18 protein-coding genes are annotated in these 22,797 nt (G+C 68.8%); 9 read left to right on the forward strand and 9 right to left on the reverse strand.

Annotated features, from left to right (window positions below):
* Nucleotides 1-42: 42 nt before the first annotated feature.
* Nucleotides 43-2,073: a molybdopterin-dependent oxidoreductase gene (locus HYU53_06510; GenBank protein ID MBI2220844.1), complete on the forward strand. Its 2,031-nt coding sequence runs from the start codon at nucleotides 43-45 to the stop codon at nucleotides 2,071-2,073.
* A 6-nt stretch (nucleotides 2,074-2,079) separates the two neighbouring features.
* On the opposite strand, the gene HYU53_06515 is transcribed toward HYU53_06510, so the two are convergent.
* From HYU53_06515 to HYU53_06535, 5 genes are all read right to left on the reverse strand, one after another.
* Entirely contained in the window at nucleotides 2,080-6,603 is a 4,524-nt protein-coding gene (locus HYU53_06515) for a translocation/assembly module TamB domain-containing protein (GenBank protein ID MBI2220845.1), read from the reverse strand.
* A gap of 2 nt (nucleotides 6,604-6,605) precedes the next feature.
* Entirely contained in the window at nucleotides 6,606-8,507 is a 1,902-nt protein-coding gene (locus tag HYU53_06520; protein ID MBI2220846.1) for a BamA/TamA family outer membrane protein, read from the reverse strand.
* Nucleotides 8,508-8,561: 54 nt separating this feature from the next.
* Nucleotides 8,562-8,750 carry a hypothetical protein gene (locus HYU53_06525; protein ID MBI2220847.1) on the reverse strand — a complete coding sequence of 63 codons (189 nt, stop codon included), beginning with the start codon at nucleotides 8,748-8,750 and terminating at the stop codon, nucleotides 8,562-8,564.
* Between the two features lie 90 nt (nucleotides 8,751-8,840).
* Nucleotides 8,841-10,550 (reverse strand): OmpA family protein, encoded by a 1,710-nt coding sequence (locus HYU53_06530; GenBank protein ID MBI2220848.1) that lies wholly within the window; start codon nucleotides 10,548-10,550, stop codon nucleotides 8,841-8,843.
* A gap of 92 nt (nucleotides 10,551-10,642) precedes the next feature.
* Nucleotides 10,643-10,852 carry a hypothetical protein gene (locus HYU53_06535; protein MBI2220849.1) on the reverse strand — a complete coding sequence of 70 codons (210 nt, stop codon included), beginning with the start codon at nucleotides 10,850-10,852 and terminating at the stop codon, nucleotides 10,643-10,645.
* Between the two features lie 421 nt (nucleotides 10,853-11,273).
* On the opposite strand from HYU53_06535, the gene HYU53_06540 reads away from it, so the two are divergent.
* Complete coding sequence (locus tag HYU53_06540) at nucleotides 11,274-11,558, forward strand: oxidative damage protection protein (GenBank protein MBI2220850.1); 285 nt, start codon at nucleotides 11,274-11,276, stop codon at nucleotides 11,556-11,558.
* Here the strand turns inward: HYU53_06540 and HYU53_06545 are convergent, their stop codons facing one another.
* Together HYU53_06545 and HYU53_06550 are read right to left on the reverse strand one after the other, a co-directional pair.
* Nucleotides 11,559-12,857 (reverse strand): ATP-grasp domain-containing protein, encoded by a 1,299-nt coding sequence (locus HYU53_06545; protein ID MBI2220851.1) that lies wholly within the window; start codon nucleotides 12,855-12,857, stop codon nucleotides 11,559-11,561.
* A gap of 53 nt (nucleotides 12,858-12,910) precedes the next feature.
* Nucleotides 12,911-14,284: a radical SAM protein gene (locus HYU53_06550; GenBank protein MBI2220852.1), complete on the reverse strand. Its 1,374-nt coding sequence runs from the start codon at nucleotides 14,282-14,284 to the stop codon at nucleotides 12,911-12,913.
* Between the two features lie 99 nt (nucleotides 14,285-14,383).
* On the opposite strand from HYU53_06550, the gene HYU53_06555 reads away from it, so the two are divergent.
* Together HYU53_06555 and HYU53_06560 are read left to right on the forward strand one after the other, a co-directional pair.
* Nucleotides 14,384-15,841, forward strand: coding sequence for a sodium:solute symporter family protein (locus HYU53_06555; protein MBI2220853.1), 1,458 nt, complete (start codon nucleotides 14,384-14,386; stop codon nucleotides 15,839-15,841).
* Nucleotides 15,838-16,641: a hypothetical protein gene (locus HYU53_06560; protein ID MBI2220854.1), complete on the forward strand. Its 804-nt coding sequence runs from the start codon at nucleotides 15,838-15,840 to the stop codon at nucleotides 16,639-16,641. Before HYU53_06555 ends, HYU53_06560 begins: the two co-directional genes overlap by 4 nt.
* A 61-nt stretch (nucleotides 16,642-16,702) precedes the next feature.
* Here the strand turns inward: HYU53_06560 and HYU53_06565 are convergent, their stop codons facing one another.
* The gene (locus HYU53_06565; protein ID MBI2220855.1) at nucleotides 16,703-18,127 is read right to left on the reverse strand and encodes an amidohydrolase; all 1,425 of its coding nucleotides are present in this window, start codon (nucleotides 18,125-18,127) and stop codon (nucleotides 16,703-16,705) included.
* 95 nt (nucleotides 18,128-18,222) lie between these two features.
* A complete protein-coding gene (locus tag HYU53_06570; GenBank protein MBI2220856.1) occupies nucleotides 18,223-18,468 on the reverse strand; it encodes a YfhL family 4Fe-4S dicluster ferredoxin in 246 nt (81 codons plus the stop codon).
* 151 nt (nucleotides 18,469-18,619) lie between these two features.
* On the opposite strand from HYU53_06570, the gene HYU53_06575 reads away from it, so the two are divergent.
* Genes HYU53_06575 through HYU53_06595 form a run of 5 tightly spaced genes read left to right on the forward strand, consistent with a single transcriptional unit; the run spans nucleotide 18,620 to nucleotide 22,786 of the window.
* Nucleotides 18,620-19,339, forward strand: coding sequence for a hypothetical protein (locus HYU53_06575; GenBank protein ID MBI2220857.1), 720 nt, complete (start codon nucleotides 18,620-18,622; stop codon nucleotides 19,337-19,339).
* On the forward strand, nucleotides 19,329-20,141 hold the full coding sequence (locus tag HYU53_06580; protein MBI2220858.1) for a TPM domain-containing protein: 813 nt from the start codon (nucleotides 19,329-19,331) through the stop codon (nucleotides 20,139-20,141). The genes HYU53_06575 and HYU53_06580 overlap by 11 nt, the downstream gene beginning before the upstream one ends.
* Nucleotides 20,142-20,185: 44 nt before the next feature.
* Nucleotides 20,186-20,743 carry a LemA family protein gene (locus HYU53_06585; GenBank protein ID MBI2220859.1) on the forward strand — a complete coding sequence of 186 codons (558 nt, stop codon included), beginning with the start codon at nucleotides 20,186-20,188 and terminating at the stop codon, nucleotides 20,741-20,743.
* Nucleotides 20,744-20,787: 44 nt separating this feature from the next.
* Complete coding sequence (locus HYU53_06590; GenBank protein ID MBI2220860.1) at nucleotides 20,788-21,297, forward strand: DinB family protein; 510 nt, start codon at nucleotides 20,788-20,790, stop codon at nucleotides 21,295-21,297.
* Nucleotides 21,287-22,786, forward strand: a complete 1,500-nt coding sequence (locus tag HYU53_06595; protein ID MBI2220861.1) for a hypothetical protein — start codon at nucleotides 21,287-21,289, stop codon at nucleotides 22,784-22,786. Before HYU53_06590 ends, HYU53_06595 begins: the two co-directional genes overlap by 11 nt.
* Nucleotides 22,787-22,797: the final 11 nt, after the last annotated feature.

Raw genomic sequence — 22,797 nt, forward strand, 5'->3', positions numbered from 1 at the left:
AAGTGTGACTGTCCCCCTTTTGCTCCGTAGTACACTCCTCCCATGCCGCGCAAGATTTCCCAGGAGAACTGGGGGCGCGCGACGGTGGCCACCGCCTGCCCGCTGGACTGCCCCGACTCGTGCAGCCTCGACGTCACGACTGAAAAAGGCCGGATCGTCGAGATCGACGGTGCGACGGCCAACCCCGTCACCGAAGGGTACATCTGCGCGAAGGTACGCCGCTTCGCGGATCGCGTGTACCACCCCGAGCGGCTGAAATACGCGATGGCCCGGAAAGGACCGCGCGGCAGCGCGACATTCGCGCGCCTGACGTGGGACGAGGCGCTCGACGGCATCGCCGACCGGATCCGCGAGGCGCGCGCGCGCTGGGGCGGCGAGTCCATCCTGCCGTTTTCCTACGGCGGATCGAACGGCCTGCTGACGCAGGACACCGCCGACGCGGAGTTGTGGCGCCGCCTGGGGACCTCGCGGCTGGCGCGAACGGTCTGCGCCGCGCCGACAACGGCGGCGGCGCTCGCGATGTACGGCAAGATGGCCGGCGTCGCGTACCAGGATTACGAACACGCACACCTGATCATCGTCTGGGGCGCGAACCCGTCAGCCTCCGGCATCCACATCATTCCGTACATCCGCGCGGCGCAGCGGCGCGGCGCGAAGCTCGTGGTCATCGATCCCCGCTCCACACCGCTGGCGCGCCTCGCCGACGTGCACGTGCAGCCTCGTCCCGGGACGGACCTCCCGATCGCCCTCTCCATCCATCGCCATCTGTTTGAAAATGGTTTTGCCGACTCGACATTCCTCGCGACGCACGCGAAGGGGGCCGACGACCTTCGGGCGCGCGCCAGGGAGTGGACGTTCGACCGCGCCGCCGCCGAAAGCCGCGTCCCGGCAACCGCTTTGGAAGCGCTCGCCGACATGTACGTGCGCGAGACGCCCGCGGTGATCCGATGCGGCTGGGGGCTCGAGCGCAATCGCAACGGCGGCAACGCGGCGCTGGCGATCCTCGCGCTGCCGGCGGTGGCGGGCAAATTCGGCGTCCGCGGCGGCGGCTACACGATGAGCAACTCCGCGGCATACGGGCTCCGCGCGGCGCAGTGGATAGACACGCCCGAGCCTGCCACGCGACTGGTCAACATGAACCACCTGGGACGCGCGCTCACCGAGTACGATGCGCCGCCCGTCAAGGTCCTCTTCGTGTATAACTGCAACCCCCTGGTCACCATGCCGGACCAGACGCGGGTGCTCAGGGGGCTCGCGCGTGACGACCTGTTCGTGGTCGTGTTCGACCAGGTGATGACCGACACGGCGCACTATGCCGATATCGTGCTGCCCGCAACGACGTTCCTCGAGCACTACGACGTCGCGCGCGGCTACGGCGCCTACAGCGTCCAGCTCGTACGCCCCATCGTCGAACCGTTTGGCGAGGCGCGGCCCAATCCGGAAGTGTTCGCCGACCTGGCCAGGCGCCTTGAGGTCGGGACGGAGGGAGAAGACCTCGAGAGCGAGGCAGAGGCGCTGATGCGGCTCGCGTCGCGAATGCCGGGCGAGATTGGCGCGTCCCTGATGGAGCACGGCGTCGCGCCGCCGCCGCACGACGGCGCGCCTGTCCAGTTCGTATCGGTCCTGCCACCGACGCCCGACGGGAAGATCGACCTGTTCCCCACGAGCGCCGCGGAGGCAGGTGTCCTCTATCGCTATCAGCCGGATCCGGCGACCGCCGAGTATCCGCTGGCGCTGATCTCGCCGGCCACCGCGAAGACCATTTCCTCCACGCTCGGCGAGTTGCGCACGACGACCGCGTCGCTCGATCTGAACCCCGGCGACGCCGCCGCGCGCGGCATCGCGGACGGGGATTCGGTCCGCGTTTTCAACGCGAGCGCCAGCGTCGAGTGCAAGGCGGCCATCTCACCCGATCTCCCGCCCGGCACGGTCTGCCTTCCCAAGGGGCTCTGGCGCCGGCACACGCTCAACGGCCTGACCGCCAACGCCCTGGCGCCCGACACGCTGACGGATCTCGGCGGCGGCGCGTGTTTCAACGACGCAAGGGTCAATGTCGTGTTGCTTGCCCATTGATAATGATCAGTAACTAAAGAAGAAGATCAGGTCCGCCCCTGCCCGCTCGACGCGGCGCAGCGCAACGCGGTTCGCCTTCGCCGGATCGCCCGGCGATCCGCTCGCGCGCAGGCGCATGAAATCCGCGATCTGGTACTCCAGGATGAACTCGCTCGTGTCCTGCGGTCCGAACTGCTGGTGGAACTTCACGAACAGGTGCTCGCTCACCTGCTGCCCGAGCGTGATGCCCGGGCCGAGCAGCCCGGATTCGTCCGTGGCCTGGATCTCGAATAAATCGACGTCCAGCGCGCGGCCGATCGACCGCGCCAGCGGCGCCGCGACGAAGCCGCCGGCCACGGCACCGGCGCGCTGGGCGAGGGAGATCCGCTCTCCCTCGTTCAGGTCGTTGATCGACTGGTTGAACACGATCAGCGACAGGATGTCGGCCTCGTCCAGCGGAGGATTGCTGGACAGCTCCAGTTCCGGCGCGCGCGCCGTGCCGCCGACGTGCACACGCGCTTCGACGCCGTCGATAATGCGTGTCGCCCGCAGATCGAGGAGCGGGTTCGGATCGGCGAGGCCGACGAAGCGGATCCGGCCGTCGCGCTCCACGTCGAAACGCCGCCCCTGGAACTCGTAGAAGCCGCGGACGGTGTTCACCGTGCCGACGAGCCGCACGGTGTCATTCGGCTGCTTGCGCGCGCGAACGCCGCCGCCGACGGTGAGGTTCATGTCGCCGAGCGCAATGCCGCCCGGGCCGCCGGGGCGAAGATCGGTGCCCCGCAGCACGAGGTTGTCCGGCAGGCGGACCTGCACGTCGAGCGTGAGGTTGTCCATCAGCGTGCCGGACGGCGCGGCGCGTCCCTTCGCCGCCGCCGCTTCCGCGTTCTTCTCCGACCGGACGTTCCGCCCGGACTCGTCGAGCGCGCGGTGCGCCGCCTGCGACGCTCCTTGCGCGCTCGCGGCGGCCTCGGCCCCCGGCTCAATCGGCTCCTCGGCCAGCTCGGTCGCGTACGGGTCGGCGACCATCGCGAGGATCTCGTCCACCTGCAGGCGGCCGTTCTCGACCGCGATCTCCCCCTCGACGCGCGGGCGGCGCAGCTCGCCCGTGACCCGGAGCCGCGAGTCCACCCCGAGGTCGCCGAGCTGGTTGTCGATCAGCTCGAAGTTGTCCGACTCGACGGTGACGTTGACCGCCCCCACCGAGCGCGCGTGCACGGCCAGCTCGCCCGCCACGGTGAGCGGGTTCTTGTGATCGTCGAGAACCTGGAAGCGCGGCACGACGACCTTGTCCGTTGAGAGCTGCAGCGTCGTATCGAGCCCGGTATACGACGTGCCGCCCACCGGCAGCGAGAACGCCCCGTTGCGGATCGCGATCGTGCCGGCCGGGTGTGGGTCGTGGCCCGACCCGGTCACGCGAACGTTCGCCTGGATCGTGCCTGCCACGTTGGTGACCTGGGCGGTGAAACCCTGCACGACGCCGAGGTCGACGACACTGCTCTCCACCCGGAGATCGACGCGGTCGGCTGAGGTGGCCGCCACGTGTTCGGCGCGCGTCGTCGGCTCGGCGCGGAACAGGCTCATCGGCGCGACCCCTTTCACTGTGAGCCACTGCTGCGCGTTCTGCTGCAGGCGAGCGTCGACCGTCATGCCCGTTGACGTGTAGGTCACCCTGGAGGTGAGCGAATCGAATGTGAAGCCGCGAAATGCGCCGTTCGCAATCGCGATGTTCCCGTCCACGCGCGGCGCGGACAGCGAGCCGGTCAGCCGCGCGTCAGCGCTGAACTGCCCCTTCAGCCCCCGGTCGGTCAGCAACAGTCGCTGCAGCTGCGCGAGGTCGACGTTCTCGGCCCTGATCCCCACGTCGCCTGTCTTGTCCTCCCCCGTGGTCGCGATGGCGCCGTCAACCGAGAGGATCTGTGCCCCGTTCTGCAGGCGCACGTTCTGAAAAGACACGCGGTCGCCGCCGTACCGGATGGCCGCGTCGGCGCCCGCGAGGCGCCATTCAACGCCCTGCGTGCGCAACGCAAACGCGGGCAGGTGCACTTCCGAATGATCGGGGTGCAGGATGGCGTCTCCCTTCGCCTGCAGCTGGCGCCCGCGATCGTTCACCGTCGCGTCGAAGCCGACCGTGTTCCCGGCGTAGGTGGTCCTGGCGGTGAACTCCTGGATCTGGAGGCCGCCGATCTTCACAAACGTCGCTTCGGTCTGTGCTTCGACGCCGGCATCGGCTGCGCGGAGGTTGGGAAGCGTCACCGCGAACGTGCTGTTCACGTCGAGGGCACCGTTGTCGCCGTGCGCGAGGTTGCTCCCGTCGAGCGTGCCTGCGATGCGGAGGCTCGACCGGTTGCCGGTCATCGTGCCGTCCACGATCGCGCTCCCCTGCAGCGGCTGCTTCAGGACGCGGCCGATCTCCTCGAGTCGTGCAGCCTGCAGCCGATACTTCAGATCGGAAGAATCCGTGTCGTTCAGCGCGACGCGCCCCCGCGCGTTCAGGCTGAGGTCGGGTCCCTCCAGCGAGACGTCCTTCAGGTCTGCGACCCCGTCGCGCACCGAGGCGTCCACGATGCCGCCGTCGAGGTCCAACCCCGCGATCGCGCTCCTCGCCAATTCCACCCGCGCCGTGCCGTCGATCGCATCGGGCGCGATCGGGCGTGTGATGTCCGCCACCGTGGCGTCCACGCTCACGCGTCCGCCGATGGTGCCCTTCAGATCCGGCCGGCCGCTCAGCGCGGCGGGGTCGAACCCCGCCAGCTCCCCTTGCGCGCGCGCGCGCAGCGCGCCGCCAGCCAGGTGCGCCTCGAAGTCGAGCGCCGGCACGTTCCCGCCGAACACGCGCGAGTCGTGCAGCGCGCCCGTCGCATCGAGGGTCGATGCCTGCAACGACGTGCCGCTCCCCTTCACGTCGAACCCCGCGTTGATATCGCTGGCGAACCGGCCGGCGCTCAAGGCGGCGATGCGCAGCCCTCGCCCGAGCCGCTGCACGTCGAGCCCGCTGACGCCCCCTTGGGCGGCGTATTCGATCCGGCCGGGACCCGGCACCACGACGCTTGCCGTCGTACCCCCCTCGATCGTCGCTCCCTCCACTGAGGATCGATCGAGCCGCGCGTTGCCCGCCACCCGCCGGCCCGCCCCCTCGGCGTGATACGTCGCATTGAGATCCGTAGTCAGCCGCGGCGCGTTCAGCCGCGCGGGCAGTCCTCGCAGGTTGACGCCCGCGGCGCGGCCGTCGAGCGAGAACCGCAGCCCGCGTCCTTTCGCCTCGCTCGGCGTCACGATGACGCCCCCGGCCGTCGCCGTCCCGCCGTACGCGTGGGCGCGCCCGTCGATCGTGACGCGCGGACCGTCGATGCGTCCCCGCGCGTTCACGTCGCTCGCCTCGTATCCGGCGACCGCCACGCGGGGACCCGCGAAGGCGAACGCGCCGCGCGCGGCGTCCATGCCCCCCGCGGGCACGCTGATGTCGAGGCGCGTGGTGCCCGTGATGTGGCTTTTCTGCGAGGGGTCATCGAGCAGCGGCGCGAGGTTCAGCCCCCCGGTGCGCACCGTGCCGCGCGCCGCCCGCTGCGGCCCCTCGGCATCCACCGTGACCTCCGCGTCAATCGTTCCAGCCTCGGAGCGCGCGTTCAACTGCAAAGCCAGCTCACCGAGCGGCCCGCGCGCCTTGACGCTGAACGAGGGATGGAGCCGCCGGTCACCGATCGCCGGCGCGACGCGCGCGATCTCCGGAAGGGACAGCCGCTCGGACGCCGCCTCGATCTTCAGCACCGGCTTCGTCGCGTACTGTTCGACGGCGCCATCCACATTCACCGCGCTTTCGGCCGTGTGGATCTTCAGTGTCTCGAAGAACAGGTCGTCGTCTCTTATGGCGACCGTGCCCTGGATCCGGTTGACGTCGAGCGATGGTGACTCGGTGCGAAACGAGACGTGGTCCATCACCAGCGTGAACTCCACCGGCTGATAGTGGAACGACAGCTTCGCGTCGAACTTTCTGATGCGATCCGGGATGTTGACCCCAGGAGACCCGGCGCGCCCCGCCGTGCCGACGGGCCCGTCCCCCGCCGCGCGGTCGTCGATCGTCAGCTGGCCGTTTGAAATCCCGATCGAGCCGATTGCCACCGGACGGGCGGGGCCTTCACGGCCCGCCTCCCTCTCCTGCTTCTTGACGAGCGACGCGAGATTCCAGCGCCCCCCCTCGTCGCGCCGCAGTACCAGGCGCGGCTCGGTGATGCGGATGTCGTCCAGGATGAGCCCACGTGACACGAAGTCGAACGCGCTGTAATCAAGCTGCAGGTCCTTGACCGCGACGACCTGCTCCCCCGACACCTCGACGGCCACGTCCGCGAGGTCGAGGCCGAACAGCAGGTTTCCCCCGAGCCGGCCGATCGTGAGCTGTCCGTTCAGATATTGCGCGGACTCACGCATCACGTACCGCCGCAGCCAGTCCTTGAACCATGGCGTCTGCGACACGATCAGCGCGACAGCGACGACGCCGATGAGCAGCGTGGCGACGAGCGCAATAGCCTGGGCGGTTCGGCGCAGGAGCCGCATGGTCAGAATGCCTGCCCGACACTGAAGTGCAGCCGAAACCGGCGCGGCTGCTGCTTGCCTTTGACGAGCAGTCCCTCGATCGGATTGATCTGGTAGCCCACGTCGAACCGGATCGGGCCGATGGGCGTGTGGTAGCGGAGCCCGGAACCCACGTCGAACCGCAAGTCTCCCGGGTCGATCTCCCAGGGATCGGACCAGACGTTGCCGGCCTCGCCGAACAGCACGAGGCTCAGGTGGCCCCAGACCGGTATCCGGAATTCAGAGGACGCCTCGAGCATCGAATGGCCACCGAGGGGCAGCCCCGACCCGCTCAGCGGGCCCACCTGGAATCGGCCCCATCCGCGCAGGCTCGAGGACCCACCGAGGAAATAGCGTTTGAAGAACGGCGCGAGGTTCTGCACGTCGCCCGGTCCGGCAATCGAGCCGACCTTCAGCCGGTTCGCCCACACGAAGCGGTCGAAGGCCGCGAAGTAATGACGCCCTTCCAGCGTGACCTCGCGATAGGCGTAATCCCCACCCATCCACGTCCCAGCCTCTTCGTAGTGCGCGGTCGCGATGTAGCCGCGCCGGGCATCCAGCACGTTCTCCGTCGTGTTGCGGGTGTAATCAACGTCCAGCGCGGAGACCGTACCGCGCCCCGCACCCGTGCGCGGATCGAGTTTCAACGCGATGATCTCGTCGCGCCGGGTGAGATCCTCGAGCAGTTCGTTCGCGATGGTGTAGCTCTCGCGGTTGTAGACGACGCTGCCCGACAGCGTCGTCACCGAGGGGCTGGTGCTGCGGGGACCCCCCATCGAGAAGCGCCGCTGCACCGTGATGCGGCCGCCGCTCGTGTCGAGCGAGAACGCGGGCTCGCGCGTGTACCAGGCTTCGGCCGACGCCGACAGCGTGACGCGCGGCGAAAACAGGTACGGCTGCTGGAAGTTGAGACGCACGCCGCGATCGAGCGACGACCAGCGCGCCTCGATCCCCGCCGTGCGCGCCCCGCCGAAGAAGTTCACGTGCCGCCAGTTCGCTTCGGTGCGCGCCTTCTCCTCGCTCCCGTAGCCGACGCCGACGTTCAGCTTCCGGTGCTTCCCCTCCGTGACGGTGACGCGCACGGGCACCTGCTCGCGCGCGGCCGCCCCTTCCTCGGGCTCCACGGCGTCGACGTTCACGAACTCGAACAGCTCCAGCCCGTACAGCCGCCGCTGGCTTTCCTGCATCTGGCCCAGTCGAAACATGCGGCCCGGCTGGAATGTCAGGTGACGCCGTACGACCTCGTCCGAAACGCTGGTGTTGCCGGCGACCTCGATCTCGCCGAATCGCGCGAGCGTGGCCGGCGTGGCCTCGAAGGTGACGGCCACCTTCCGCGCGTCGCCGGCTTGCGCTTCGCGGGCGCGAACGCTGGCATCGGGATAGCCGTGATCGCGCAACTCGTCGAGCGCGCGCTCGCGCGTCATCTGCAGCGCGGCGCGATCGCGAGGCAGTCCCGCCTTCAAGGGAGCGTCGCGTTTCATGCGGTCGAAGTGCGCCTCGGGCAACGCCTCGAACCCGCTGTAATGGATCTCCTGGACGATGACCGGCGGTCCTTCGTGGATCACCAGGGTGATCGCGATTGCATCCTGCTTCTCGTTCAGATCGAGGTCGAACGAGACGACCTGCGCGTCCGGGTACCCGCGATCGGCATAAAAGACCCGGCCGCGCTTCAGGTCGGCCTCGAACTGTGTGCGGTTGAAGTACCGCTGTTTTCCCCAGGGCAGCCACGAGCTCGCGCCGGTGGCGAGCGCGCGCTTCAGCTCGCCTGTTTTGACCGCGTTCACGCCTTCGATGGAGAGCTTGGTGACTTCGATTCGCGGGCTCTGCGCACGCGCGGGGGTGGCGAGCAGAAGGCAGAGCAGCACGGCGGCTGAGGTTCGCCACATCGTGGCAGGAGAGGGTTCACACCGCGTGCCAAGGCCGAAACGGTTGAAACGCCGCTACTCCCGCGTGATTTCCGGCTTCCCTGCCGATACGGCGAGCATGATGCCGAAGCCCACGGCGATCAGGGCGCCGATCGCGATCCAGGTGCCGGAAATCCTCGCGAGAATGCCGGCCTGCCAGAGCGCAAGCGCAGCGCCGATTACGAGGATGAAGTAGCCGATCAAGTAGATGTTGATGAAACGCATCCGAACTCCTCGGCAAGAAGGGGGACAGTCACACTTCTTGGTGTCGACCCAGCCAAGAAGTGTGACTGTCCCCCTTATCCGCTGCCTGCGCTAGCGCTGCACCCTGACGACCATAGCGGCGCGGCGATTGAGGCGCCGGGTTTCCTCGCGCGCGTTGTCATGCTTGGGCCGCTCCTCGCCGTAGCTGACCGTGCGCAGCCGGTCGGCGGACAGGCCGCGGCTCGTCAGGTAGTCCCGCACCGCGGTGGCCCGCCGCTCGCCGAGCGCCAGGTTGTATTCGGCCGTCCCGATGTTGCACGTGTGCCCTTCCACCTCGAGCCGCAGCTCCGGGTTGTCCTGCAGCGCCTGGACCGCTTCCTCCAGGATCCGCGTCGCCGCCGGCCGCAGCGAGTACCGGTCGAAGTCGAAGTGCACGTCCTCGAACACGAATTCCTTCACCGGCGGCCGCACCACCTGGAGCGTCACCGTGTCGGAGGCCGTCCCCCCCTTGCCGTCAGCGACCGTGATCGTCACCGGCACCGGCCCCGGCTGCAGCGGCGCCGTCCACCGCGTCTGCCGGTCCGCCGGTTGCTGCAGCGTCCCGGCCGGCGCCGCCCACGTGTAGGTCAGCGCATCGCCGTCCGGGTCCTGCGCCTCGCCGGTCACCGTCGCGCTCTTGCCCACCTCCACCGTGCACGGCTCGCACCGCGCCTTGACCGACGGCGGCTGGTTGGCCGGCGGCGCCGGCGGGGGCGGCGGGGGGGGCGGCGGTACATACACCCGCATCCCCGGGTGATACCCCACCCGCAGCTGGAACCCCAGCGAGTCCCCGGTCTCGTCGGCCAACGCCGCGACCGCGCCGCGCCCATCGAGCCGGACGTTCGCCTGCACGCCCGCCCCCGCGAAAAAGCCCCCCGCGCTCTGCCACGTCAGCCCCAGCGCCGCGTTCACCGGCCCGTCATGCCCCGACACCGCCGGCGAGACCGACCCGTCCACCCCCCGCAGCAACCCGGCGGGGGCCGTGACCGTGTCCTCGAAATTCAGCTCGCCGTGCAGTTCCGCCGTCAACCGCAGCCGCCGCCGCGTCGGAAAGCCCGCGCCGACTCCCCACTGCAGCCCGTTTGCCAGCGCCACCTGGTCGGGGTCCCCCCGCACCACCACGCCGGCAAACCCCGCCAGCTCCACCCGTTCGTTCACTTCCTTGCTCACAATCCCGTGGACCGCCCAGTCCGCTTTCCCCGTCCCCGCCCCGTCGGCTTCATCCCCCGTCGGCAGCTTCACCACCCCCCGCACCGCCAGCGCCACCGGCGCCTCCCGGTACTCGGACAGCAGGTTCACTTTCCCCCCCACCCACACGTCCCCGAACTGGTTCCCGCTCCACCCCCGCGTCACGAACGGATACTCGTTGACCAGCCCGCCCCCTTCATCCGCCCCCACGTCGAAGAAGATCGGCCGCGTGTCCCGGTCGATCCGCACCACCGACCGCACCGACGCGAACAGCTCCGCCCGGGCTCCCAGCCCCACCCCCAGCGTCACCGGCCAGACCGACACGTCGGTGAACCCCTGCTCGTAGTCGACATTCGACCGGTACAGGCTCACCGACCACTTCCGCGCCGGCAGCACTTCGCCGGTCGGGACAACCCACAACCCCGTGTCCCCCAGATTCGTCGCCGTCGCCGGCCGCCTCTGGAGGTCCACTGACTGCGTGGTCGTCGCGGGCGCCTGCGCGGCTCCCGCTGGTTGCGCCGACGTCTGAGCCGACGCCGTCGAGGCACCGCACAGCAGCAGTGCCGCGAGACCCTTTGTCACACGATCCAGCATCACCATCTCCTCACGAACGTGCGTTCGAGACCGCCACGGTCCCGCGGTCGATTTCTTCTCCGTCCGCATTCAGTTGTTCGGCGCCGCGCAGACTATTCCGCACCAGCCGGCCCGGCGACGCGTCCGACGGCCGGACCGCGCATTTCTTCCGGGTGGAGCCGTCCACGGCCGCCGCGACTGATCTGCCCGCCCTTGCGGCCCGCGTTGCGAGCCTCTTCGGACGTCCACTCGTGCGCGGTTCCCTTGGCGTGCGCCGCCCGTCCGCCCTTCGAAGCGATCTCGCGCTGCTTCTCGGGCGTCATCGATGCAAAACCCCGGCGTTCCTTGTGCTCGCCACTATTCACGGTGTTCTCCCCCCGAAAACTTGACGCGTTAACGGCCTCCCTCCCGCCTCACCACGTATGGCGAGGTGGAAGGCTCCGCGGGTGGATCTTCAACAGGGACCGGTGGTGGTTCGTCCGGGGGCGTCTCCGGCACATCCCGCTCCTCACCATCGCCTCGTTCGTGGTCACCGGCCACAAAACCCCGCCACGCAGACGTACATCGGCATACGGTTTATCAAAGGATGTGCCATCACGGCAGAGCCGGACACAGACGAGCTAAGGTCGTAAATACTTGCGTTTGTTGAGTGCCGGCCAGGGTGGTGAGGCGAAGTCACATTATTGGATGGAAGGTTTTGCTACGTTCGGGCGGCGAATCATACAGCAGTGATAGCATGAGACCATGTCGACCGGACGCACCGTGAAGTGCGTAAAACTGCAGCGAGAACTGCCCGCCCTTGACACGCCTCCGTGGCCCGGCGCGCTCGGACAGCGCATTTACGAGAACGTCTCGGTTGAAGCCTGGAAGATGTGGGAAGAGCGAATGAAGATGATCCTCAACGAGTACCGGCTCATGCCGTGGCAGAAGGAGGCGCAGGAGCTGGTGGCCGGGCAGATGGAGGAGTTTTTCTTCGGGCAAGGGGCTGCCCTGCCGCCCGGGTACGTACCTGAGAAGTCGAAGGGATAATCAGAGGAGTTCCACGGGACGCTCGACGACCCAACTGAGCGTCCGGTACGCCTCCCGGAGCGCCGCTTCCACCTGCCGGGCTGTCTCTCCCCTCGCGAAGATGAACCCAGGGTAGCTGGCCCCCTCGGGCAGGGGCACGAGCATCTGATCGGGCTTGGCGGTGATCACGATGTCGTCGATGCCGGCGATGGCGCGCGCCTGTTCGAGACCGTCCACGCGCTTGAACATCCCCCGGCGCGGCACCGGGGTCATCATCACGCCGGCGGCCGACGGCTCGCGCTGGTAGTCTGCCGCGGGCTCGCCGGTGGCATGCCGCAGCAACACCCCCTCCAGTGGGGTCAGATCCGGAATTCGCACTTTTTTCTCGACCTGACCCCTATCCACAAAGCGAAGCGTGCGCGCGCACAGTCCGCCGATCGGTCGCGCGGCGACCTCGAGGACGTAGACGCCATCGTCGTTGACGCGCACTTCCGCGTGGACCGGCCCGTGCCGCAGGCCGATGGCGCGGCACGCCGCGCCCACGGTATGGATCACGCGCCCCTGGGCCGCCGGCGCGAGCCGGGACGGCGTGACGTAGATGGTTTCTTCAAAGAACGGACCTTCGAGCGGATCCGGTTTGTCGAAGAGCGCGAAGGCCTGCAGCTCTCCTCGGTCGACCACCCCTTCGAGCGCGAACTCATCGCCCGGAATGTATCCCTCGATCAGCGCGAACCCGAGCGCGGCGTCCCGCTGGACGCGAACGTCGGGCCGCCCGAGCAGCGCGCGCAGGCGTTCGAACGCGGCAAGGAGCGCGACGGGGCCATCGGCCCGCATGACGCCGCGGCTGCCCGCCATCGCGATCGGCTTGATCACGCAGGGAAACTGTCGGCCCTCGGCCTCCATTCGCCCGAGGACCTCGCGCGGATCGGTGCCGACCGGCACCTGGAAGAACCACGGCACCGGCAGGCCGGCGCGATCGAGCGCTTCACGCGTGAGAAGCTTGCTGGCCGAGGCACGCGCGGCATCGGGAGGATTGCCGGGAAGGCCGAGCGCTTCAGTGACGCGCGCAGCCAGGATGACGGGGCGATCGCCGACGGCGATCACGCCGCTGAGCGGTTTCTTCCGCGCGGCTCGGAGGATCGCGTTCAGCGAGCGGTCCTCCTCATGGAACTTCACCGGGACGGCTTGATCCTGCCACGGGTCCTCGAGGCGATCGCAGTGATTGGTGGCGAACGCCAGCTCGATTCCGAGCGTCTCTGCGGCGTCGTTGAACGCTCGAAGTTGGTAGCCGGTCGTGGTCGACAGGATCAGGACGCGCATACGGATGATGCCGGAGATCAAACGAGAGCCACCTGCTCCCGCGTCGGCTCCGCTCAACAGTACCAGGGCTCGGTCAGGAACGGCACGGCGGCGCGCGCCGTCAGCGGCGGCGCCTCCGGCACGGCCACCGGCAACGCCGCGTGAGCGGCGCGCCACACGTCGGCAAACACGGCCTGTCGATCGGCGTTGAGCCCGGCGGCCACCAGGCGTTCCACCTCGCGCTGCAACACGTCCACGCGCGGATCCGGATGGCGCCACGGATACACGAGCCCGGCGGGATCGTACGTGCCAATCACCGCGCGCACCTCTTCGAGCTCCAGCAGCCGCGATCCGTTTGGCACGAGCAGTCGAATGGCAAGCTGGATGGGCGCGACGTGATCCACCAGGTCGAGCGACGCGATGGCGCCGAGCAGATCGCGATAGCCCTCCAGCGTCGTCCACGGAGTGAAAGGCACGAAGGTGGGCGTCAGGGTGAGCCCCGACCGACGGCACGCTTGCACCGCGCGCTCGAAGTCCGCGCGCGTGTGGCCTTTGGCCAGCCGCTCGAGGGTCCGATCGTCGACGGCCTCGGCCGCGCTCGTCACCAGCACGCAGCCTGTCTCGGCCAGCACGGGCAGCGCGGCGACGTGCTTCAGCAGGTGCTCGATCTTGACGGTGACGTCGTAGCTGACGCCGGGACACTCGCGCGCGAACGCGCGGACGACGGAGAGCGCGTGGCCGATGCCGTTGAAGAAATCGGGATCGCCGAACGTGATGTGGCGCGCGCCGCGCTCCACCTGGCTGCGCACGTCCGCGATGACCACCTCCGGCGAAACGACGCGGAAGCGTCCCTCGTACACGGGGACCACCGGGCAATGCCGGCACAAGTGCTTGCAGCCGCGGCTCGCTTCCGTGTAGCCGGCGACGCGCCGGGTGCCATCGGGCATCTGCAGCGAGGCATACCGGTCCAGCGGGGGCAGCCCCACGCGATCGGGCACGCGAAACCGCAGCCGCGGCGTGGACGCCGGATCGACGGACCCCGGGCCGACGCCTGTGGACGCGGGTCCCGCGGCCGCGGATTCCGAACCCGCCGCCGCCACCCACTCCGTGAGCGCGGCTTCGAACTCCCCTCCGAACACAGCGGTCACGCCCGCCTCGCGCAGCGCCGCCTCGTTGAGTGGCGCGTAGAGCCCGAAGGCGCACACGCGCGCGGCCGGGTTCACTCGCCGAACGCGTTCGATGAGCGGAAACGCGAGGCGCGTGGCGGTATGCATCGGCAGGTAAAAGCCGACCGCGCCGGCTGCGGCGATCGGTTCGTTCTCGAGGCGCTGCCGGCTGACATCCACGCACGTCACATCGACGCCCGCCTCACGCAGCCACGCCGCCGGCGACGCCAGCCCGAACGGCTGGCGGCCGAGTTCGTAGGTGGAGATGAGGAGGACGAGCATCCTGCTATTGTGGCACGAGCCACAAGGCACGCGGCGGAGGCACGAACCTTCCTGGTGCCTGGTGCCTGGTGCCTGCAAGTAAGGTACGATAGCCGCCGCATGAATCTCTACGTCCTCGTCCTGGGCATCATCGTCGTGGTGCTGCTGGCCGTCAGCCTGGCGCAGGTCAGGAAGGTCCACACGAAGGCCGACTATCTGGTGGCGGGGCGGTCGCTGCCGGCCTACGTGCTCGTGTTCACGCTGCTCTCGTCGTGGATCGGCGCCGGATCGCTCTTCGCCGGCGCGGAGAACGCATTCCGCAACGGGTTCGCCGCGCTGTGGCAGCCCGCGGGCGGGTGGCTCGCGCTGCTGATCATCTACTTCGTGGCGCCTCGTGCGCGGAAGTTCGCGCAGTTCACGATCCCGGATCTGCTCGAGACCCGGTACAACACGACGGCGCGCGTGTTGGGCACGATCGCGATCCTCTTTGCCTACACCGCCATCACCAGCTACCAGTTCCGCGCCGGCGGCGACATCCTGCACCTGGTGTTCCCCGATGTCAGCAAGGTGGCCGGGACGATCATCATCGCGGTGTTCGTGATCGGCTTTACCGCGATCGCCGGAATGGCGAGCGTGGCGTACATGGATGTGGCCATCGGCCTCCTGATCTCGGTCGTGGGCCTGGTGGCCGCTCCGATCCTGCTCGCGAAGGCGGGGGGCTGGGCGGGCCTGCACGGCAGCCTCCCCGCGAGCCACTTCACGCTGTTTGGCGAATACGGCGTGCGGAACGGCGTCTTCGAGGGCACCGGCGCCGCGCTCACGCGCGCGCTCGAATACTTCTTTCCCACGTTTCTGCTGATGCTCGGAAACCAGAGCATGTACCAGAAGTTCTTCTCGGCCAAGACCGAGCGGGACGCGAAGGTCGCCGTTGCCGGCTGGTTCATCGGCACCGGCATCCTCGAGACGCTGATCGTCGCGATCGCCGTCTTCGGGTCGGCGCTGTACCTCACGGTGCCCCCCGGCGAGCTGAACCCGCGCGAGATCATCCCCTATACCGCGCGGAACGCGCTGCCGTCGCTCATCGGCGCGGTGCTGATGGGCGCGGTGTTCGCCAAGGTGATCTCCACCGCGAACAACTACCTGTTCTCGCCGGCGACGAACCTGATCAATGACGTCTACACGCGCTTCGTCAACCCGGGTGCGGCGCACGCCAACGTGCTCATCGTGTCCCGCGTGCTCGTGGTGCTGCTCGGACTCTGGGCGCTGTACCAGGGGCTGGGGCTCGAGTCGATCCTGGCCAAGGCGATGTACGCCTACACGATTTACTCGGCGGCGATTACGCCGGTGGTCATGGCAACCTTCTTCTCGAAGCGGGTCACGGCGGCGGCGGCGGTGACCTCGATCGCGCTCGGCACGGCGGTGACCATCTTCTGGAACGAAGGGGCGGCGCTGCTGCCGCCGCGCCTGGCCGAGCGCGACGCCATCTTCCCCGCGCTCGTCGTGTCCGTGCTGGCGCTCGTCGTCGTCAGCCTGGTGACGCCGCGACCGAGGCCTGAACAGCTCGCACCGTTTGCATGACGCTCAAGAAATACCGGGAGAAACGGGACTTCAAGCAGTCACCGGAGCCCGCCGGCAGCGAACCGCTGCGGGCGAGGCGCGCGGCGGCGGAGACCAGGAGCCGCTTCTTCTGCGTGCAGAAGCATCTCGCCAGCCACTTGCATTACGACTTCCGCCTCGAGCACGCCGGCGTGCTGCTGTCGTGGGCGGTGCCCAAAGGGCCCTCCCTCGATCCCGGGACGAAGCGGCTGGCGATGCAGGTGGAGGACCACCCGATCGAGTACGGCGCGTTCGAGGGGGTGATCCCTTCCGGATACGGTGCCGGCATCGTGATGCTCTGGGACCAGGGCACGTGGACACCGCAGGTGAATGACGTGGACGCGGCGCTCAAGAAAGGGGACCTGAAGTTCACGCTCGACGGCTACAAGCTGAAAGGCTCGTGGGCGCTCGTGCAGACGAGCGGCCGGGGCGGCAGGGCCGGCTACGGCACGAAGCCAAGCTGGCTCCTGATCAAGCATCGCGACGACTGGTCCGGCGACGTGGACATCGCCGAGTTCGCGCCGCGCAGCGTGAAGAGCGACGGCGACTTCGAGGACATTCTCGCCGCCGGCAATCCCGACGTGTGGGAATCACACCGGCCGGCAAAGGGGGGAGGCGCCGGCCAGATGCTCGCGCGGATCATCGAGCGCGCCGCGGCTATGAAGGCCGCGCAGACGGTGCCGCCCGCCGCGAGACGAGTTGCGGCCACAAAGACCGCGAGACGAGTCGCTGCCACAAAGACCACGAAGCGCACGAAGAAGAACACGAAGAAGAAATCCTGATCGTGTCCTGCTTCGTGCGCGCGGTGGCCTTCGTGGTTCGGCTCTATTCCGCGGCGCCCGCTCAACGCCGATAATCCAGCGCCGGCTTCCGATCTCCCAGCATCGGCTCATACACGTACTTTCCGCGCTGCCGTTCGAAGGATTCCCGCGCGCCCCGGACGACGTCGGGATTCGAGAGGAGATCGACGCCGAGCCGCGCCAGCGCCTTGGCCGCGACCAGCATGCCCTTTGTGCCGATCGTGGTGCCGCCGCACGCGGTCGCCTGCCACGAGTGCGCGGGCGTGCCGGGCACCCACGTCGCCGCCGACAGCTCCGCGGTCGGCACATTCCAGCTCACGTCGCCGAGGTCGGTGGACGCCGAGCTGACTTCACCCGCCACGGGCGGCTCGACCAACCGCTCCGAGCCGAGCGCGCGGCGCGGCGAGTCGAGCGTCGCATGCAGCGCTTCGGCGAACGAGCGATCGGCGGCGTCGTACTGCACCCCACCGACCCGGTCGAGGTGCTCGTGCAGTCGGCGACTCAGATACTCGTTGGAAAGCACGTTGTGGACGGCGCCGATGATCTCGTACTCCATTCGCGTGCCGGTGCCGAGCGCCGCCCCTTCGGCCGCCTTGACGACGCGGTCCCAGATGCCGGCGAGCACGGGCATGTCGGGATGGCGCGCGTAGTGATACACCTCGGCGAAATCGGGCACCACGTTCGGCGCGCGCCCACCCTGCGTGATCACGTAGTGCAGCCGCGTCTCCTGCGGCACGTGCTCGCGCATCAGGTTCACCATGTAGTTCATCGCTTCCACCGCGTCGAGCGCGGACCGTCCCCGATCGGGCGCAGCCGCGGCGTGCGCCGACACGCCGTGAAAGCGGAATTTCGCGGTGATGTTGGCGAGCGTCGTTCCTGCCGAGACGCCGGTGTGGTCCGCCGGATGCCACGCCAGCGCGGCGTCGACATCCTTGAACAGGCCCGCGCGCACGATGTAGACCTTGCCGGAGCCCCCCTCCTCCGCCGGCGTGCCGTAGTAGCGCACGGTGCCGGCGCCCCCCGTCGCCTGCAGCCACTCCTTGACGGCGATGGCGGCGGCCATCGATCCCGTTCCCAGCAGATGATGCCCGCAGCCGTGCCCGGGACCGCCGGCGGCGACCGGCGAGCGCTCCGCTTTCGCCTGCTGCGAGAGCCCGGGCAGCGCATCGAACTCGCCGATGAACGCGATGATCGGCCGGCCGCTGCCCCAGCTCGCCACAAACGCGGTGGGCATATCCGCGACGCCCGCCTCCACGCGGAAACCTGCGGCGCGCAGCACTCCCTGCAGCAGCGCGCTGCTCTTCGTCTCCTGGAAGCCGACTTCCGCAAACTCCCAGATCTGGCGCGCGACGGTGGCGTAGCGATCGCGGCGGCCATCGATGTGTTGTGTGACGGTGTCGAACGTGGAAGGAGTCTGCGCGCCGAGCGTCACCGTGGACGCGGCGAGCAGCAACAAGACGCGGCGCATGGGGCGCGATTGTGAAGGGTGGACGGGCGAACAGTCAAGCGACCGTCCGCCCTCCGCGTGTCGATTGGAATGCCCGGGCGGTCCGCCCGGGCTGGTTAGTGCAGGCGCTCGTACTTGGCCTGCAGCTCTTCGCGCGATTCCGCGTGATTCGGATCGGTGACGATGCAGCCTTCGACCGGACAGACCTCGACGCACTTCGGCGCGTCGTGCGCCCCCACACATTCGGTGCACTTCTCGGCGTCGATGGTGTAAATCAGCTCGCCCTGCGCGATGGCGGTGTTCGGGCACTCCGGCTCGCAGGCGCCGCAGCTGATGCACTCCTCGACGATAAGCATGGCCATTGTTATCCGCTGCCAGAATTAGCTGCCCGGGCGAGAGGCAACGGCGATGCCACGCCGGGAATTGGCGGAATTTAAAGACATTTTCGGCCTATGTCGCCGGTGAGGGCGCCGCCCTGCCGGATTCTCGTCAGTTGTCGATAGAATCGGTCACATGAGCGAGGCTTCCCTGACCGAGACCGAACGGGCCGCCGCGGGACGGCTCGCCGACGATCTCGCGCGCGTCTTTGGAGACCGCCTGCGGGTCGTTGTCGCGTACGAGCCGGCGATGAGAACCGCCGCGGATGTCTCCGCCGTCCACACGCTCGCGCTCGTGGATACCGTACGGAGCGACGATCTCTCCGCGCTGCTGACGGCGGTCGCGGCGTGGCACAAGGGGGGGCTCGCCACGCCGCTCCTGCTGGCGCAGGAGGAGTTCGAGCGCACGCTCGACGTCTTCCCCGTCGAATATCACTCAATCCTGTCCCGGCACGTCGTCGTGCGCGGATCGTGGCCGTCCACGAACATGAGCGTCACGAGCGCGGATCTGCGGCGCGGGGTCGAGCGCCAGATCAAGGGACATCTCATCCACCTGCGGGAGGGCTTTCTCGAGACGCACGGCCGCCCGTCGTCGGTCGCGGATCTCATCCGCGCGTCGGTGCCCGCGTTCCGCGCGGCATTGCAGAACGTCGCGCGCCTCCGGCTGTCGCCCGCCGGCACCGACGAGGAACTCGTGTCGTTCGCACAATCGGAGTTGAAAGCAGATGCCGCGACCGTGCGCGACGTGATTGCGTTTGGCCGCGGCGGCCAGGCGGCCGACGCCCCGCCGCTGGTGCCGCGCTACGTCGCCCTTGTCGAGCAGCTCTGGCGGGCCGTGGATCGCGATGCGATCTGATCGCCACCTGGCCGCGCTCGCCGTGTGCGTGCTGCTGGTGGGACCGTCACCGCTTGTCCGCGGAAGCGGACAAGCGGTGACGGCCCCCCTTCCCCGCCTCACCGAACCGGTCAACGATTTCGCCGGCGTCCTCGATCCGGCCAGCGAGTCGGAAATCGATCGCCGCATCCGCGCGCTCCAGCGGGCCACCGGGGACACGATCGTCGTCGTCACCGTCGAGCGCTACGCGCCGTACGCCAGCGTCGACGAGTACGCCGTGAAGTTGTTCGACAATCACGGCGCCGGCATCGGCCAGAAGGGGAAGGACAACGGCGCCCTCGTCGTGGCGGCCATCCGCGATCGGCAGATGCGGATCGAGGTCGGGTACGGCCTCGAGGAGTTCATTACCGACGGATTTGCGGGCGAGGTGCGCGACGCCATGCGTCCGGCGTTCCAGCGCGCCGAGTACGGCCAGGGCATGCTGGTTGGGATCACCAGGATCATCAACCGCATCGCGGACCGCCGCGGCGTGAACCTCGACGACGTGCCGCGCGACGCGCCGGGGGCGGCGCCCGGCCCGATCATCCCGCGGCTGTTCATCTTCGGGCTCATTCTCTTCTTCATCCTGAGCAGCGTGTTGCGCCGGCGCCCCCGGCGGCGGCACTTCGGAGGCGGGCCGTGGAGCGGGTGGAACAGCGGCGTCGGTCCGTTCGGCGGCGGCTCGTGGGGCGGCGGCTTTGGAGGATTCGGCGGCGGCGGAGGCGGCTTCGGGGGATTTGGCGGAGGGCGCAGGGGAGGCGGGGGGGCGTCGGGGGGGTGGTAACGTGATACTTGAAAGGGAAAAGGGAAAAGGCAGAAGGTAAGAGTATGCAGAAGGTCATACGGGACGGCGTGGTCGTCCTGATGGCGCTGGCGCTGTCGGGCTGTTCGTACAACCGCTTCACGTCCCAGGAAGAGGCGATCAAAGCGCAGTGGAGCCAGGTGGAGAACCAGCTGCAGCGGCGCAACGACCTGGTCCCGAACCTGGTCGAAACCGTGAAGGGATACGCGGCGCACGAGAAGGACGTGTTCCAGGCGGTGGCCGACTCGCGCGCTCGTCTCGCGGGAGCCGCGACGCCCGAGCAGAAGATCGAGGCGGCCAACCAGCAGACGTCGGCGCTCGCCCGGCTGCTCGCGATTGTCGAGAACTACCCGCAGCTCAAGGCGGACGCGCAATTTACGCGGCTGATGGACGAACTCGCCGGCACGGAAAACCGGATTGCCGTGGAGCGCATGCGCTACAACGAGCGCGTGCAGGAGTACAACACGCTGCGCCGGCAGTTTCCGTCCAACGTGACGGCGAAGATGTTCGGCTTCGAGGAATATCCCTACTTCCAGGCACCGCCGGAGGCGAAGCGGCTGCCGCGGGTGAACTTCGGCCGCTGACGCGGCGCGCCAGGCGGCCGTGGCGTGACAATCGGCCGCTGGAGATGACGAACGTGGCAATCACAGATGCGCTGCTGCCTGAATTCGATCATGAAATGGCCGTCACGCGCCGGCTGCTCGAGCGCGTCCCTGAAGCGGACCTGGCGTGGAAGCCGCACGACAAATCCATGAGCCTCGGGGGCCTGGCGACGCATTTGTCGAACCTCCCGACGTGGGCCGAACAGATCACGCAGCAGACCGAGCTCGACATGGACTCCATCCCGCCCGAGGCGAGGCCGAAGGTTCCCGCGAACCGCGTGGGGCTGCTCGAGATGTTCGACCGCAACGTCGCCGCGGCCCGGAGCCGGCTCGCGGCCATGTCGGACGGCGAATACCTGGCGGCCTGGACGTTCAAGAAGGGGGGCCGAATTGTCTTCACGCTGCCGCGTATCGCGGCGCTGCGCGGCTTCCTGATGAATCACTCCATTCACCATCGCGGTCAGCTGAGCGTGTACCTCCGCCTGCGCAACGTGGCGCTGCCGGCGATCTACGGCCCCTCGGCGGATGAGGGTTAGCCGGGCATCAGCCGTCCTGCTGTGGATCGCGGGCGCGCCGCTTTTCTGCGTGCTCGCGATCGCCAACGCCGCGGGTTACCGGTACGGCGTGTCCGATCTCGCCTTCTATCTGCCCGCCGGGCTTCAGCGCGCGGGCCTGGCTTCGTTCCCCCGCGACGGCGCGCTCCTCGACGTGCAGTCGCGACTGACGCTTGCCGACGACGTGATGGGTCTTGCGATGCGCGGCGGCGCGATCGCCGGCATCGAGACCCCGGCAATCGTGTACGCGCTGCACGTCGCGTCGCTGCTCCTGCTGTTTGTCGCGGCCGTGGCGCTCGGCCGTGCCGTGTTCCGATCCGGCTGGTCGGTCGCCGCGCTTGCCGCCGCGCTCACGCTCCGGCACGCGGTGGCGCGCGCCGGCGTGAACACGCTGGAGGGCTACTTCCATCCGCGCATCTTTGCCTTTGGACTCGGCGTGCTCGCGGTTGCCGTGTTCCTGCGGCGCGGCATCTGGCCGGCGCTCGTCATCGGTCTCCTCGCCGCCGCCGTCCACACCACCACCGCCTTCTGGTTCCTCGTCTGTCTCGGCGTGGCGGGGCTGATCAGCGAACGGCGCGACCGCCTGCCGTTGCTCGCGTGCGGCACGCTCGCGACCGGCATGCTGGGTTACGCCATCGCGCGGGGTCCGCTCGCCGGCAGGTTGGCGCCGATGGACGCGGCGTGGCTGTCAGTGATTGCAGAGAAGGACTACCTGTTTCCCGATCGCTGGCCGCTTTCCGGGTGGCTCGTGCCCGCCGCGTACGTGGCGGTGGTGGCTGCGGCGGCCTGCGTCCGCCGGCGCGCGGGCGAGCTGCGCCCGCGCGAGCGCGCCCTGCTCGGAGGCGCCGCGGCGCTGGTGGTCATTTTCATGGTGCTCCTCCCCCCGATGCTCGTGCGGAGCGCGCTCGCCATCCAGATGCAGCCGTCGCGTGTGTTCTGGATCCTCGACCTGTTCGCCACGCTCAGCGTGATCTGGCTCCTCGGCGACGCGCGCGGCCGGCACCGGACGCTCGCTCCCGCGATCGTGGCCGTCGTCGTGGTCCTGGGCTCCGCGGCGCGCGGCGTGTATCTGATGACGGTGCGGTTCCCGGAGCGATCGCTCGCGGTCCTCTCGCCACCCGACACGCCGTGGGAGGACGCCATGCGCTGGGCGCGGTCGACCGAACGCGGTTCCCACTGGCTCGCGCACCCCGATCACGCGTATTTGTACGGCAGTGGCGTTCGCGTGAGCGGCCGGCGCGACGTGTTCCTCGAGCGCAGCAAGGACCCGGCGATCGCGATGTACGACCGCGGCATCGCCATGCGCGTGCAGGAGCGCCTGCCGCTTGTCTCCGATTTCGATGATCTCTCCGCCCCTCGCGTCCTGGATCTGGCGCGGCGGTATGATCTCGACTTCCTGATCACCGAGGTCCCGCTGCCGCTGCCGCTCGCGTACCGCAACGCACGGTTCAACATATATCGGCTGCGGTGAGCGGGCAGCCT

This window comes from Acidobacteriota bacterium, from assembly GCA_016184105.1.
Lineage (GTDB): Bacteria > Acidobacteriota > Vicinamibacteria > Vicinamibacterales > 2-12-FULL-66-21 > JACPDI01.

Coding starts and splice junctions, on each gene's coding strand:
- HYU53_06510 (MBI2220844.1), top strand. CDS start 43: ATGCCGCGCAAGATTTCCCAGGAGAACTGGGGGCGCGCGACGGTGGCC.
- HYU53_06515 (MBI2220845.1), bottom strand. CDS start 6,603: ATGCGGCTCCTGCGCCGAACCGCCCAGGCTATTGCGCTCGTCGCCACG.
- HYU53_06520 (MBI2220846.1), bottom strand. CDS start 8,507: ATGTGGCGAACCTCAGCCGCCGTGCTGCTCTGCCTTCTGCTCGCCACC.
- HYU53_06525 (MBI2220847.1), bottom strand. CDS start 8,750: ATGCGTTTCATCAACATCTACTTGATCGGCTACTTCATCCTCGTAATC.
- HYU53_06530 (MBI2220848.1), bottom strand. CDS start 10,550: ATGCTGGATCGTGTGACAAAGGGTCTCGCGGCACTGCTGCTGTGCGGT.
- HYU53_06535 (MBI2220849.1), bottom strand. CDS start 10,852: ATGACGCCCGAGAAGCAGCGCGAGATCGCTTCGAAGGGCGGACGGGCG.
- HYU53_06540 (MBI2220850.1), top strand. CDS start 11,274: ATGTCGACCGGACGCACCGTGAAGTGCGTAAAACTGCAGCGAGAACTG.
- HYU53_06545 (MBI2220851.1), bottom strand. CDS start 12,857: ATGCGCGTCCTGATCCTGTCGACCACGACCGGCTACCAACTTCGAGCG.
- HYU53_06550 (MBI2220852.1), bottom strand. CDS start 14,284: ATGCTCGTCCTCCTCATCTCCACCTACGAACTCGGCCGCCAGCCGTTC.
- HYU53_06555 (MBI2220853.1), top strand. CDS start 14,384: ATGAATCTCTACGTCCTCGTCCTGGGCATCATCGTCGTGGTGCTGCTG.
- HYU53_06560 (MBI2220854.1), top strand. CDS start 15,838: ATGACGCTCAAGAAATACCGGGAGAAACGGGACTTCAAGCAGTCACCG.
- HYU53_06565 (MBI2220855.1), bottom strand. CDS start 18,127: ATGCGCCGCGTCTTGTTGCTGCTCGCCGCGTCCACGGTGACGCTCGGC.
- HYU53_06570 (MBI2220856.1), bottom strand. CDS start 18,468: ATGGCCATGCTTATCGTCGAGGAGTGCATCAGCTGCGGCGCCTGCGAG.
- HYU53_06575 (MBI2220857.1), top strand. CDS start 18,620: ATGAGCGAGGCTTCCCTGACCGAGACCGAACGGGCCGCCGCGGGACGG.
- HYU53_06580 (MBI2220858.1), top strand. CDS start 19,329: ATGCGATCTGATCGCCACCTGGCCGCGCTCGCCGTGTGCGTGCTGCTG.
- HYU53_06585 (MBI2220859.1), top strand. CDS start 20,186: ATGCAGAAGGTCATACGGGACGGCGTGGTCGTCCTGATGGCGCTGGCG.
- HYU53_06590 (MBI2220860.1), top strand. CDS start 20,788: ATGACGAACGTGGCAATCACAGATGCGCTGCTGCCTGAATTCGATCAT.
- HYU53_06595 (MBI2220861.1), top strand. CDS start 21,287: ATGAGGGTTAGCCGGGCATCAGCCGTCCTGCTGTGGATCGCGGGCGCG.